The sequence below is a fragment of the Verrucomicrobium sp. BvORR106 genome (assembly GCF_000739655.1).
GTDB lineage: Bacteria > Verrucomicrobiota > Verrucomicrobiia > Verrucomicrobiales > Verrucomicrobiaceae > Verrucomicrobium.
This window is the reverse complement of record NZ_BATR01000051.1, coordinates 1-13,543: the sequence shown is the minus strand read 5'-3', so window position 1 is coordinate 13,543 and position 13,543 is coordinate 1. Positions and strand designations below refer to the sequence as shown.

Below are 13,543 nucleotides of genomic sequence, written 5' to 3'. Positions count from 1 at the left end.
AACAATTGGTTCGACGGGGCTGCGAATCGAACGCCGAGAAGGGTCAGGCATCTTCCATTCGGCGGCGTGAAAGGCCCTTGTTGGCCGGTTTCGAAGCCAGAGACGGGGCACGAAACACGAGCACGAGGGCCACCAATATGGCCGCAAGTCCAGCCACGGCACGCATCGGCATGCGGTTGCCCAGGATCAAGAAGTCCAACAGCGCCGTCATGGCGGGCACAAGATAGAAAAGGCTGGTGACATTGACCAGACTGCCTCGCTGAATCAGCCGGAACAGCAGCAACTGGGCCCCGATGGAGATGACCAGCGACAGCCAGAGAAGCGCCACCCACAGCTGCGGCGTGAACTCCACACGGACGGGCTGGAAAGGCAGCACCGCGGCACAGAGCACCAGGCTACAGCCATATTGCAGCGGAAGCACCTCTAGCGGAGCCTGTTGAATCCCCTTCTGGAGGATCGAGCCTGCCGTGATGCTCACCAGGGCACCGAGAGCATAGAGCAGCCCGGTACGCGACAGGCTGGCTGCATGCCAGCCCTGAGACACCACCAAAGTCAGCCCGGCAAAGGCCAGGAGCAGACCAATCACCCGCATCCCGGAGAAACCCGTCCTCTCCAGGAGGATCAAGGTCAGAAGTGGCTGCACCCCCAGCACGGTGGCCAGCACACCCGGGGTCACGCCGTGAGCCAGGGCAAGCAGATAGCAGGCTGCGTAACCTCCGATCATGAGGAGCCCGGCAGCACCTGCCCGTCGCCGCGTCCCCGGCTGCGGCAACCAGCGCCCGCGGCAGGCGCTGACGATCAGCAAGACGCCCAGCGCCAAGGCGAAGCGCAGGAGGAGAAACACGAAGGGGGAGGCATGCTCAAGCCCCAGTCGTGAAAAGATGGCACCGCTGCTCCAAAGCAGCACAAAGAGGGAGGTCGAGCCGAAGGCGGCCCATGCTTGTCTGTCGAAATTCATGGTTATGATTCATCTGTCTAGGAAATAATCTTTTTCCCGCAGGCAGGAGTCGGGCACAACTTGGCCCTGAACCCTGCTGAGGGAGTGGGTCTGACCGGGCAGGCCGTCGAGTGAGGGACATGAATCCGACGGACACGCCGTCAGACTCCCCAACTCAGGCCCGCACTGCGGCCACTGGAGGCGAAATGCCCACCACCGGGACAACCGGAGGCGGCGCGACAGATGCGATCACTGCCACCATGACGACGGCATCCTCACTCCACCCCGTCCGCCAATGCGGTCGAGGTCGAGAAGGAAGATGTGCAGCCGATGACATGAATGGTAATCAATACGTTCAGGAAACGCGGGTAGATAAGAGCTGGATGCAGCAAGGTCAAGATGCGACCAGAGCATCCATTCCCAAGATCCATCAGCAGCGCTGCTTGCATCTTGCCTTAAATCGACGATAAACCCCATCGCCTACCGACTTCGATGAAGCGCCTCTGCACAGCCTGGCTCATGCCGCATCCGACCCGTTCGGAGCTGGCGCGCCATGCCCATGTGCCCGCGGCCGCGGTCGCCCCGGCCCCTCGTCATGGCCACGTCCATGCCGGGCCCGTCGCCATCAACGCCTGACCGGCGGATGTTCGGGGCTTGAGCCCCACCCCATCCTCCCAAGCGTTCCGAGGCTGACCACCGCCCTTCCCAGATTTCCGCCGAGGGCTCATCATGCCCCCGTGCGGCCATCCCCAACAAAAAAACACCGTGCCAATTGCTCCATTCATGAACACGCCCACCCCCGCACTTGAATCCACCGCGCCATACACCTTTGCTCCGTTGTCCCCGGCTGACCGGGAGCCGGTGCTGGCCATCTTCAACCACTACATCACCAACAGCATGGCAGCCTATGCTGAACAACCGCTCCCTCCCGAGGCTTTCGACGGCGTCTTGAAGATGTGCGCGGGCTATCCGGCCGTCACCGCCCGGGATGCTGCGGGACAGGTGGCCGGCTTTGCCATGCTGCGGGCCTTTCATCCCCTGCCAACGTTTTCCGGCACGGCGGAGATCACCTATTTCCTCCAACCCGAGGCCACCGGACAGGGTCTGGGCAGGTTGCTGCTGGATCAAATGATCCAGGGCGCCCGGGAGAAAGGCCTGCGCACCCTGCTCGCGAGCATCTCCTCCGTGAACGAGGGCAGTATCCGCTTCCACCTGCGCAACGGGTTCGAGGAATGTGGACGCCTGCGCCGGGTCGGCGTCAAACAAGGCCGTGAATTCGACATCATCTACTGCCAGCTCCTGCTCACCCCCTGACTCCTTCATCCCATGCCCCAGCTCCCTTCCGGGCTCCGCTTCGCCCTCGACCCCACACCTCTCTCCGCTCTCATCCGGGCTGCCGATGGCACAGCCATGGTCCATCCCGTCATGGCCATCGAGCATGTCGAAGACCTGTGCGAACACATCCAGGTTCTCTATTTCCGCCCGCCCGGTGGCCCTGGCACCCTGCGTGAGTTCGACGAGAACTCCGTGGATGCGCCGAACGACCTTGAGCCTTACGACAGCGGTCTCACCTTCCTGGCCTTCCTCCAGCAGACCGACCGTCTGAGTGATGAGGACCAGGATGCGATGGCCGCCTTCCTGGAAGAACCCAGGACGGCCGCGTTTCTGGACGGGCAGCTAGATCTGGTCAAACAGGCCCAGCAAGTGCTCCTGACTCATCCACACCCGCAAACCCGCATGTTTGCCACCATGTGGCGGGCGCGTTGTCACCCCCTCCAGGAAGGCGGCACCTCCGGGTGAACCAGACACGCGGATGAGTTCGATGCACTAACGCTGTGCTCAAAATCTCCCCAGGGGCCGTCCCACGGCCGTCCGGGTGAAATTTTGTTGGAGGCTGGAGCGTATTTTCCTGCGCTCCCGCCTCTCCTGTCGCCGCTTCACCATGCACCCTCCGCGCCTTGCCCGCCGTTCCGGTCTCTCCCGCCGCGCTTTCTTGCGCGGGGCAGGATTCACCCTCTCCCTGCCGTTTCTGGAGGCTATGCAACCGGCCTTCGCCCGCTCGGCAGAATCCGGCGCCCCCCGGCGCATGGTCTGCGTCCAGACGAACATGGGGATCATGCCCCAGTTCTTTTTCCCCAGCGAAGCGGGTACCAGCTACACGGCCACGCCCTATCTGGAAACGCTGGCGGCGCACCGTCCGCAGATGACGGTGTTTTCGGGGGTCAGCCATCCCGGCGTAACCGGGGGCCATGCCGCGGAGAAGTGTTTCCTGACGGGCACTCCGCACCCAGAACGCGGCGGATTCCGCAACTGGATCTCGCTGGATCAACTCGCAGCAGAGCAAGTGGGCAACCAGACCCGCTACCCATCTCTGACCCTGGCCATGAGCGGCGAGGGCAACGCCACGCTCTCCTACACGCGCAGCGGAGCCCCCATTCCCTCGGACAAGAGCCCAAAGAAACTGTTCCAGAAACTCTTCGTGCAGGGGCGGCCGGAGGAAGTGGCCGCCAGCGTGGAAGCCCTGCGCCAGGGACAGAGCACGCTGGACTTCCTGGGGGCGCAGAGCCGTCGTCTGAACCGGTTGCTACCCAAGGCGGATCAGGATCGGATGGACCAGTACTTTACCTCTGTGCGGGAGCTGGAACAGCGCCTGCACAGCTCTGAGGCCTGGGAGCAGAAACCCAAGCCAGCTGTGGACGCCAAGGCACCCGAGGACATCGATGACCAACGGGAATTCGTCGCGCGGACCAAACTGATGTTCGAGGTCATGAAGCTCGCCCTGGAGACCGACTCCACCCGCATCATCTCCTTCTTCATCGACACGACTGTCATTCACAACATCACCCACCATGGCCATCGGCCGGAGGTGATTGCCGAACTGCAGGCCAAGGAGACGGCACAGTTCGAGGCGCTCAACGGATTCCTCACCGTCCTGGCCGGCACGAAGGAGCAGGGATCCTCGTTGTTGGATCAAACCATGGTGCTCTATGGCACACCCATGGGGAGTGCCAATTCCCACTCCAATGTGAACCTGCCTGTGCTGCTTGCGGGTGGCGGTTTCAAGCATGGCCAGCACCTGGCGTTCGACCAGCAGAACAACTACCCACTCACCAACCTCTACCGCACCATGCTGCACCGCCTGGGCATTGCGGACGAGTCCTTCTCCACCTCCAACGGAACTCTGCGCGGACTGGAGATGGCATGAGGTCGAATCTGCCCCTCTGCCTGCTGGCAGGCATCATCCTGCCAGCCTCTTTGCCCGCCGCAGCGCCTGCGCCGCTCGGTGCTTTCCTCGAATCCCACTGCCACGAGTGCCACGATGCGGATGTGCGCAAGGGGGATCTGGATCTGACGGCCCTTGCCATGGATTTCAACCACCCCGAGACCTTTGCCCGCTGGGTGAAGGTCTTTGATCGCGTGCAGTCCGGCGAGATGCCACCGGCCAAAAAGGCGCGGCCACCGCAACAGGAAATGGAAGGAGCCCAGCATTGGCTGCGGGAGCAGCTTCTCACCGCCGACAGGACCCGACTGCAGAATCTCTCCCGCACCGGCGTGCGCCGTCTCACCCGTTCTGAATATGAGAACACTGTGCGGGATCTTTTCGACATGCCAGGCATCGCCCTCGCCGGTGAACTCCCCGCCGACGGTTCTGCGCATGGGTTCGACAAGAACAGCGATGCATTGGACATCTCCCATGTGAACCTGGCCAAATACCTGGAGGCTGCCGACCACACCCTGGATCTCGCCATCGCCACGCGGCCGGAGCCGCCCACTGTGCAGAAGCGTCGCATCTCCCTGGCCAATCGCGGAGGGTTTGTCGCCCACATCATCATGAACGGTGACGGGGTGTTGCTGAAGGACAAGAAGCCGGACCCGGACTTCCCACCCGCCGGGGAGCAGGCCCATCTTGACCAGGGCGCGCATGAACGGATGGGCTCCTTCACCAACGGATCCAGTGTGGGTCTGTTCCGGCATGAAGATGAATCGGTGAGCCCCTACTTCATGGAGCACGTCACCATCTACCCGGGGCTCTACCGGCTACGCACCTCTCTGTGGAGTTTCCAATGGGACAAAGGGGTGGTGTTGCCCGCACCCGGCACTGGGGCCGCCCGGCTCTCTGTCGTGCAGCTCACGGGGGATGGCCGTGGAGGTCAGCACCCCAGCTACGTGCTCGGCTACTATGATGCGCCCTCCATGGACTCCCAGGTTCATGAGCTAACCACGTGGTTGAACCACAACGAGATCATCGGCTTCAACCCGGCCTCCCTCGCCCCGGTGGCCATCTACAGCCGCAAAGGCCGCGCCATGGCCTTCACCGGCCCCGGTATTGCTGTGGACTGGCTGGAGGTGGAAGGGCCGATCCACTCTCAGTGGCCACCCGCAGCCCACCAGGTGCTCTTTGACAACCTGCCGCTCACGGAGTGGCTCCCCGCTGAGCACGATGGGCAGCGCGCTCCGGCGCGGAAAAAGATCCGGCAAATTGGTGCCGGCATGAACCGCCCGGACGCCGACAAGGGCCTCTGGACCGTCAGCAGCAAGAACCCGCTCCGGGATGCCGACCGCCTCCTGGCCCGCTTTCTCCCCAAAGCCTTCCGCCGCCCGGTGGAGCCGGAGGTGTGCCAGGAATACCTCGCCCGGGTGGAGGCCCGTCTCCAGGCGGGAGATTCCTTTGAGGCGGCCATGCGCTACGCTTACCAGGCCGCCCTGTGCTCGCCGGACTTTGTGTATCTCCTTGAACCACCTGGACCGCTTGATGATTTTGCGATTGCCTCGCGGCTCTCCTACTTCCTGTGGAACTCCCGGCCGGATGAACGCCTGCAGGAGCTCGCCAGCAAGGGTCAGCTGCGCCGGCCGGAAGTCCTGCGGGAGGAGGTGGAGCGCCTCATCCAGAGTCCCCGGTTCCAACGCTTCGTCGAGGACTTCACCGGTCAGTGGCTGAAGCTGAGGTCCATTGCCGCGAACGATCCCGACAAGAAGCTGTATCCGGAGTTCAGCACCTACCTGCAGGACAGCATGGTCGGGGAAACACGGTCCTATTTCCATGAACTCATCAAAAGCAACCTGGATGCGGGGCACCTGGTGAAGTCGGACTTTGCCATGCTGAACCAGAAGCTGGCCACGCACTACGGCATCCCGGGAGTGACAGGCACCCAGATGCGCAAGGTGCCGCTGCCGGCGGACTGCCCGCGCGGCGGCTTCCTCACCCAGGCGGCCATCCTGAAGATCACCGCAAACGGTACCACCACCTCTCCGGTGCCAAGGGGTGCCTTTGTCATGGCCCGCCTGATGGGCCAGCCACCTGATCCCCCGCCGCCCAATACGCCGGCTGTGGAGCCGGACGTACGCGGAGCCAGCACCATCCGCGAGCAACTGGACAAGCATCGTCACGACTCCTCCTGCGCCTCCTGTCACGCGCGCATCGATCCTCCTGGCTTCGCCCTGGAGGCCTTCGACGTGATCGGTGGGTTCCGATCCCGCTACCGCTCCATTGTTGAGGGTGACAACGCACCACGCGGGGGCATCGATCCCCTCATCGGCATCTCCTTCAAACTCGGCCCTGCGGTAGATGCCTCCGGTCAGCTGCCCGATGGCCGCAAGTTTCAGGACATCCGCGAGTTCCAATCGCTGCTGGCCAGCCAGAAGGAACTGCTGCTGCGCAATCTGGCCCAGCAGCTGGCCATCTACGCCACGGGTCGTGACGTCGCCTTCAGCGATCGTCCTGCGCTGGAGCAGATCGTCCAGCGCACCCAGAATCAAGGCGGAGGCCTGCGCACGCTGCTGCATGAACTGGTGCAAAGCCCCCTGTTTCAAATTCGATGAAAGCCTTTGTTCACCTTCTGGTTTGTGCCCTGACCACCACGCTGATGCTGAGCGGCGGCCCGTTGCGGGCCGACGAAGCCACCCCAACCTTCAAGCATCGCGTCACAGGTCTATTCTCGCCGGATCGCGAACAGGATCTGCGAAGCGTGCTGGAGCAACTGCCCGGCATCACCTTGCAGAGTCTGGACTACGCCCACGCAGAAGCCGTGTTTCAGTATGATCCGGCCGTCGTGTTCAAGGGCACGAAGCCGGAGGACATTGTGAAGCGGTTCGATGAAAAGATTCGCACCGCCTCCAGCAGCACCTTCGGCATCCAGTCTCTGTATCCGGCTCCACATGACAAGCTGCAACCCGTGGAGATCGCCGTGGTAGGACTGGACTGCAAGGCCTGCTCCCTGGCCGCCTATGAAGCGGTGGCCAAGATCGAGGGTGTGGCCCAGGCCACTGCCAGCTTCAGGGAGGGCAAAGTCACCGCGTTGATCGATCCAGCCAGGACGAATCAGGCGGCGCTGGAAGAGGCGCTGAAGAAGAAGCAGGTATCCCTCCCATCCACCTCTAAGCCTTGAGCAAGAAATTCAGCCCGGTAGGTTGTGTCTTCAAGCTGGCCGTCGGGATCCTGTTCGTCGGCTTGCTCATGGGGCTCTCGCTGTATGCCACCAGCAGATTCCTGCCTGTCTCCTGGCAGTTGCCGTGGGTCATAGGAATCGTTGGCTGCGCCGCCCTGGTCCTCGGAGTGGAACTGGCCACCGTGATCCTCAGCCCAGGAAACAGCACCCCCTTTGGAATACTTGGCCTGAAAGCAAAGGACCTTGATCTGCCCGTCTTGAAGTCCCGCGGACTGCTGGCTTCCACCCACCACCGCGCCCGGCGCGCCTTTGAAGTGAGCGAATGGGGAGATGAAGGCCCGGGGTACTTCATCGAACTCGGGGACGGTCACGTGCTCTTCTTGCAGGGACAGTACCTGTATGACTATGGTCCGATCGAAGACGAGGAAGAACCAGAGTCCAGCCAGGAGCGGCAGTTTCCCTGCACCGAGTTCATCCTGCATCATCACAAGAAATACCGCACCTTGCTCGTTATCGAGTGCAAAGGGACGGCGCTGGAACCAGAGTGCCTCGTGCCGCCCTTTTCAAACGAAAATCGGAAGGAAGGTCTCGTCCCGGACGACGAAGACATCATCACCGATCGGAGCTACGACGAGATCAAGGAGAGGTTGCAGCGGGAAGGGTGAACCAGATCGCGGAGCGAATCTCCCCCGGATCACCGGAAACCAAACTCTGGCACCTTCAGCTCCTCTTGACCGACTTATCGTCCTTCCTCCTGCCGAACTTGCTCCGGGCTCCACTCCACCACAACACCACCGGCATCCAAATCAGCAGCCCACCTACGAGATAGACGCAGGACAACAACATCTGCTGCGAGTTCTCAGCGACAATGAGCTGGGAGAAGAAGATGTGCCCGAATCGCGCGGCAATCAGATAGAAGAACAACCAGCCAAAATACCACATCCAGGCTGGCCGGCGCATCAGCCCATAGCACAACACAAAGGCGACCAGGGAAAAGCCAAGCAAGTAAGGGGTGAAGACCATGCCGCGAATGTGATCGAGATGCCGACTCCTGCAATCGGCATTGCCTGCCGAAAATGGCCCCATTGCCTTCAAGCTGCAGCCTTAAACTAGGAGCTGGAGTTTGTGCTTGGACAACCTCCGAGGGTAAGCGACGTTGTAGGCCTTCAAATCCCAATCGCCACATAGGTCGCCCCATTGCAGCCAGCCAGCATGATGGAGCAAGTCCTCAGGTCACCTTCGGTGGGAGCCCCAGTCCACTATTCGACCGCCTCAATTGCCGAGGCGGGCGACTCGCGTTGGGCCTCCTTTTTCGACCCATATAGGTGCGGTTGAGGGGCTCTTTTATGCTTGTTTGCGATTGTGCGTCGCCTAAGCTGTGGGCGTGGACTTCAAGCTCTATACTGTAGACCGAAACAAGAGAACTGCGCTGGTCGACTACATATCCGAAGCGCTTAGAGCTTGCGGTTGTAGGCTTCTGTTTTCCCCAGATCCGGGGACCGCTCCATACAGATTTACATTCGAGTTGCCAGATGGCGAGCGCATGGGGATCGTCGCCTACGCATTCTTCGCAAATAGGAAAGAAACCATCAACAGACCTCAAAACGAACATCGTTTCCAAGTCAAGTATGGAACCGATGACAAACTTGAGCACGAAATTTGGCAAGATCCGTACGGGCTCTACACAACACTTTTTCTTGGAATTGACCCTGAAAGAGGCACTTTTGTAGGAGCAGACCCTAATCTACACAACCCAACTCGCTTCTTTAAGTCGATTGAATACAAGGACCGCCATTCGAGTGAAATTCTAACGACTGGTTGGCATGCATGGGAGCGGGACAGGAGAAATGATTCCTCCGCTCCGGTAGAAATATTAGTGGGAGGAACGTCCATGTCCTTCTTGAACTATGTAAAGTTCGAACGAGAGGCAAAGGGCGAAGCTCAAGGTCACCGTCAACTTCTGGCAGAAAAACCCCAACTTTGGACAACCCTATCGTCAAACTTCGATACTCAAAATATCAGCTCGCCAGACCCAGCCAGACTTCACCAGTTGTCTGAAGAGTTTCAGCTTTCAGAGACGGAGGTTCTGGATCTGATTGCGAGTGCGCGGAGACTCAAAATGGCTGTCCGGGGTTGGGTCGCTGAGGAACACCTGGTCCGTCGTCTGAATCGGGTGGACGGCGTTAGTTCATGTCAACGAATTGATGCAGAGGGTCAACCCGATGTTCGTCTTCTATATCGCGGCGTTCCTCTGGTGGTTGAATGCAAGAACGTTCTTCGAAAAACGACGGCTGAAGGTCTGGCTCGGATGGATTTTCAAAGAACCCGTGCTTCAAAAAGCGATCCTTGCTCCCGTTACTATTCCATCTGCGAATTTGACATTGTGGCTGCCTGTCTTCATGCAGTTGAGGAGCAATGGACATTCCGCTTTGCAATTCCAATGAACCTTGACATTCACCCAAAATGTCCCACCAAGCTCTCCAACAATGTTAAAATAGATGACCGATGGCTAGATCAGGCCACACAAGCACTTGACCAAGCCGCACGGCTGAAGAACTGAATGTCTTGCAATGGCCCTAAAGCTGATCAGCCTCTACTCAGGATGCGGTGGGATGGATTACGGATTCGAAGCCGCTGGTTTCGAAACGGTTGCCGCGCTCGAGTTTGACAAGGATTGCTGCAGGACTCTTCGGTCGAATCGGCCGTGGCCTGTCATAGAGGAAGACATTCTCCAGGTCCCAACCGCAGGAATCCTTGCCGTTGCCAACCTCAAGCCTCGAGAGGCGGACCTGCTGATTGGCGGACCTCCATGTCAACCTTTTTCCAAAGCTGGATATTGGGCCACTGGCGACTCGTTACGCCTGAAGGACCCAAGAGCAGCGACCCTTGAAGCTTATATGAGGGTGGTTGATGAGGCCCTACCAAAGGCATTTGTCCTCGAAAATGTGGGGGGGATGATATTCTCTGGCAAGTCAGAAGGCTTGGTTCTCCTAGAGAAGATGATCGCCGATATCAATCGACGCAGAGGAACCAAGTACACACCCAAATACAAAGTTCTCAAAGCGGTAGAGTTTGGTGTACCTCAGATTCGTGAGCGTTTTTTTCTAGTTGCTCATAGAGAAGGACAACTATTCAAATTCCCTGATTCCACACATCGCCTCGCTGAACCAGAGTCACCGCTTTTTCCTGCTGACTCGTTGGAGCCGGCCATGACTGCTTGGGATGCACTCGGCGATTTGCCAGATGATCCACCAGATCTAGAGAATCTCTCTGTAAAGGGAAAGTGGGCGCCGCTTTTGGCTTCAATTCCTGAAGGAAATAACTATTTGCATCACACCGAGAGGGGTGATGGAATTCCTCTGTTTGGATGGAGGAGACGCTACTGGACCTTCCTTCTGAAATTGGCGAAAAATCGACCTTCATGGACTCTTCAAGCACAACCCGGTCCAGCTGTTGGACCATTTCATTGGAGAAATCGCAGGCTGAACGCTCGTGAACTCTGTCGTCTACAGACGTTTCCTGATACAGTAACCTTACAGGGAAGCTTGTCTTCAATCCAACGTCAGGCTGGCAACGCTGTACCAGCCTTGCTCGCAGAAGTAGTCGGGCGAGACATCGGTCAACAATGGTTTGAGCACGTCCCCGCAACTTCTAAACCCGTTTTGCTTCAATCCCGGCGGACTGCACCGCCTCCCCCGGAGACGCTTGGGAAAGTGCCCAGAAGTTACTATCCGTTGCTATGCAGGGAAACTCCGCATCCTGGTACAGGGAAGGGCTATCGAGCCGCAGCCAGAGGGTTGCCGACGAAGGTGAGCTAGCTCCACCAAAGTACCTCCTGCGAATACCATGCCTCTGGTGACCCAAGGCATAGTGCCCCGCACAAAGCTTCCATCGCTAGGTCACTAGAGGTGAGCAGAAGACTCGGCATTCGAAGCTTCTGCTCAAAACGACAGCCATCTACACATCGGGCTTCCCATTTATCTAGGATGATGCTTGGACCTCCTCTCTATCGTTGAACGAATCCAACGTAGAAAGGACATTCTGCCTTCAACAGGCACAGAGATGGAACAATTTAGTTTCAATTTGAGTTCACGCAGTTCCCTCACCACCACCTCCCGCTTCCGTTTGGTTTCCTCCCAGCCCGCCTTGAGCCTCGCGGTTTCCCGCCGGTTCTCTGCCAGGGCTGCGGCCGCAGTCTTCAACGCGGCATGAAGCGCCTCTTGATCCCGCCCCGGATCTGATGCTGGAAGAGGCTCAGCCACGACCTCCCGATACAGGGTCTCCAGCCGATCCAGGGCCACGTTCAGAGAGTGCTCGTGGCAGACCCGCCCGGTCAGGCCCGTATTCGCACCCTCCGGTTCCGCTGAGGCGACTGCCTGCAAGGCGCCCACTACCGCCGCCTCATAGAGTTCGCCGTGCTCCGGCACGCTCGCAAAGTTCACGGCCAGGGCGGCATCGAAGGTTTCTGGAGTCAACACCGGCGAAAGGCGACCCTCCCCCACGATCACGACCCGGCATCCACAAGCCAGGGCCTCCAGAGCAGAACGTCCCGAGGTGAAGACCAGCTCATACTGGGGCAGCAACCGTTCCGGCGCATCCGTAACGCCACCAAACGCCGCGCCCACCGCCTCAAAACTCCAGCCCGCCTCCCGGCACCCTTGCTGAAGGATCTCGACCTCCGGCCCGCGACGCAGATTGGTGTGATAGAGCAGGGCCCTCCGCCGGCCGGGCTCGCGGTCGCCCGGGGGCTGGAACTTTTCTGCGTCCACAAAGTTGGGAGCGAGGACAAACTGTTCCGGGGCGATGCCGAAGTCCTTGGCAAACCAGTCGCGAAATCTTGGCGAGGGTGCCAGCCAGCGTCGCACGTGCGAGTGCACAGGCGGACGCTCTTCCAGCGGACCGTAGCCGTGGCAGTAGTACACCACCGGCACGGCGGGGAAGGCCAGCAGCGCCAGGGTGGTGGGGAGCAGATGCTGCCCGTGAATGACATCCGGCACCCAGGGAGCCTCCTCCGGCTTCGCCACCACTGGAATGCCCAGTTCCGCCTGGAGCCGCTCCCCCACGGATCCGATCTCAGGGGTATACACCGCCACGGCGTGCCCGCGCCCCTGCAGGCCCCTGGCCAGATCCACGGTCACGCACTCTGACCCCGTCCGCTCTGCGAGCCGGAAGTTCGTGAGCAGGATCTTGAGCGGGCGTTCCACAGGCGGGAGTGTGCTTGTGTCAAAACGCCTCTGCAAGCCCTGCCAGGTGGCACCGATGAAATTTGCAGCCCCGCTCTGCACCTTTTGTTGACCGATGTGGTGGCACGGAGAAACTGCACGGGATTGAGTGACTTGTGCTTGTCATCAGGCAGGCATGAAGTCACCCTGCCATCGGTCCGCCCTCAGGTCTGAATTTTCGCCATGACTGAAACCCTCGAAACCGTGAAGGCAGCGCTCTCTGATGCGCGTGCCGAGATCGCCAAAGTCATTATTGGCCAGCAGAACGTCATTGATCACGCCCTGATCGCCATCTTCACCGGGCACCATGTGCTGGTGGAAGGGGTGCCGGGAGTGGGCAAGACGCTCCTGGTGCGCACCCTGGCCCGCGTGCTGGGGGGCGAGTTCGCCCGTATCCAGTTCACCCCGGACCTGATGCCCGCAGACATCACGGGCACGAGCGTCTTCAACCTCAAGGACAACGCTTTCGTCCTCGTCAAAGGCCCGGTCTTCACCAGCTTCCTCCTCGCGGATGAGATCAACCGCGCCCCGGCCAAGACCCAATCCGCCCTGCTGCAGGCCATGCAGGAGCGCTTGGTGACGATCGACAACGAGACGCACACCCTCCCCTCCAGCTTCACGGTGTTTGCCACCCAGAACCCGGTAGAATACGAAGGCACCTACCCGCTGCCCGAGGCGCAGAAGGACCGCTTCATGTTCAAGGTGCAGGTGACCTACCCCACCCGCAACGAGGAGCTGGATCTGGCCACCCGCATGCTGGGGAATGAGTCTCCCGAATCCGTGCTGGAGAGTGGCGCCGTGCGCCAGGTGCTCACAGCGGATCGCATCGCCACCCTGCGCGCCGCGCTGCATCACATCGTGGTGAAGGATGATCTGGTGGCTTACATTGTGGACCTAGTCCGCGCCACCCGCGACCACGAGGCGGTGCTGGTGGGAGCCGGCCCCCGCGCCACGCAGTCCCTTCTGCTGGCCAGCCGGGCTCGCGCCGCTCTGGACAT

The 13,543-nt window shown here is 60.2% G+C and carries 12 protein-coding genes; 9 read left to right on the top strand and 3 right to left on the bottom strand.

All coding sequences use genetic code 11. The features are described 5' to 3' along the window. Window positions 1-43: 43 nt before the first annotated feature. Window positions 44-958: a DMT family transporter gene (locus tag BV106_RS07630; protein ID WP_038162865.1), complete on the bottom strand. Its 915-nt coding sequence runs from the start codon at window positions 956-958 to the stop codon at window positions 44-46. 762 nt (window positions 959-1,720) lie between these two features. On the opposite strand from BV106_RS07630, the gene BV106_RS07625 reads away from it, so the two are divergent. The 6 genes from BV106_RS07625 (at window position 1,721) to BV106_RS07600 (ending at window position 7,988) form a co-directional block, all read left to right on the top strand. Next, window positions 1,721-2,251, top strand: coding sequence for a GNAT family N-acetyltransferase (locus BV106_RS07625; RefSeq protein WP_051945367.1), 531 nt, complete (start codon window positions 1,721-1,723; stop codon window positions 2,249-2,251). Between the two features lie 12 nt (window positions 2,252-2,263). Further along, window positions 2,264-2,737 (top strand): hypothetical protein, encoded by a 474-nt coding sequence (locus BV106_RS07620; RefSeq protein WP_038162862.1) that lies wholly within the window; start codon window positions 2,264-2,266, stop codon window positions 2,735-2,737. A gap of 142 nt (window positions 2,738-2,879) precedes the next feature. Continuing rightward, the gene (locus BV106_RS07615) at window positions 2,880-4,142 is read left to right on the top strand and encodes a DUF1552 domain-containing protein (RefSeq protein ID WP_038162859.1); all 1,263 of its coding nucleotides are present in this window, start codon (window positions 2,880-2,882) and stop codon (window positions 4,140-4,142) included. Further along, a complete protein-coding gene (locus BV106_RS07610) occupies window positions 4,139-6,757 on the top strand; it encodes a DUF1592 domain-containing protein (protein WP_038162855.1) in 2,619 nt (872 codons plus the stop codon). Before BV106_RS07615 ends, BV106_RS07610 begins: the two co-directional genes overlap by 4 nt. Then, on the top strand, window positions 6,754-7,323 hold the full coding sequence (locus BV106_RS07605) for a heavy metal-associated domain-containing protein (RefSeq protein ID WP_038162852.1): 570 nt from the start codon (window positions 6,754-6,756) through the stop codon (window positions 7,321-7,323). Before BV106_RS07610 ends, BV106_RS07605 begins: the two co-directional genes overlap by 4 nt. Then, a complete protein-coding gene (locus BV106_RS07600; protein ID WP_051945365.1) occupies window positions 7,320-7,988 on the top strand; it encodes a hypothetical protein in 669 nt (222 codons plus the stop codon). The genes BV106_RS07605 and BV106_RS07600 overlap by 4 nt, the downstream gene beginning before the upstream one ends. 55 nt (window positions 7,989-8,043) lie before the next feature. On the opposite strand, the gene BV106_RS07595 is transcribed toward BV106_RS07600, so the two are convergent. After that, window positions 8,044-8,346, bottom strand: a complete 303-nt coding sequence (locus BV106_RS07595) for a hypothetical protein (RefSeq protein ID WP_038162849.1) — start codon at window positions 8,344-8,346, stop codon at window positions 8,044-8,046. A gap of 361 nt (window positions 8,347-8,707) precedes the next feature. Here BV106_RS07595 and BV106_RS38170 point away from each other — a divergent pair, with 361 nt between their 5' ends. Next, window positions 8,708-9,883: a hypothetical protein gene (locus BV106_RS38170; RefSeq protein WP_265595429.1), complete on the top strand. Its 1,176-nt coding sequence runs from the start codon at window positions 8,708-8,710 to the stop codon at window positions 9,881-9,883. A 10-nt stretch (window positions 9,884-9,893) separates the two neighbouring features. Next, the gene (locus BV106_RS37135) at window positions 9,894-11,141 is read left to right on the top strand and encodes a DNA cytosine methyltransferase (protein WP_081891589.1); all 1,248 of its coding nucleotides are present in this window, start codon (window positions 9,894-9,896) and stop codon (window positions 11,139-11,141) included. Between the two features lie 159 nt (window positions 11,142-11,300). On the opposite strand, the gene BV106_RS07585 is transcribed toward BV106_RS37135, so the two are convergent. Further along, on the bottom strand, window positions 11,301-12,527 hold the full coding sequence (locus tag BV106_RS07585) for a glycosyltransferase (RefSeq protein WP_265595428.1): 1,227 nt from the start codon (window positions 12,525-12,527) through the stop codon (window positions 11,301-11,303). 201 nt (window positions 12,528-12,728) lie between these two features. On the opposite strand from BV106_RS07585, the gene BV106_RS07580 reads away from it, so the two are divergent. Then, on the top strand, window positions 12,729-13,543 hold an 815-nt coding region (locus BV106_RS07580), incomplete at its 3' end, for an AAA family ATPase (protein WP_038162840.1).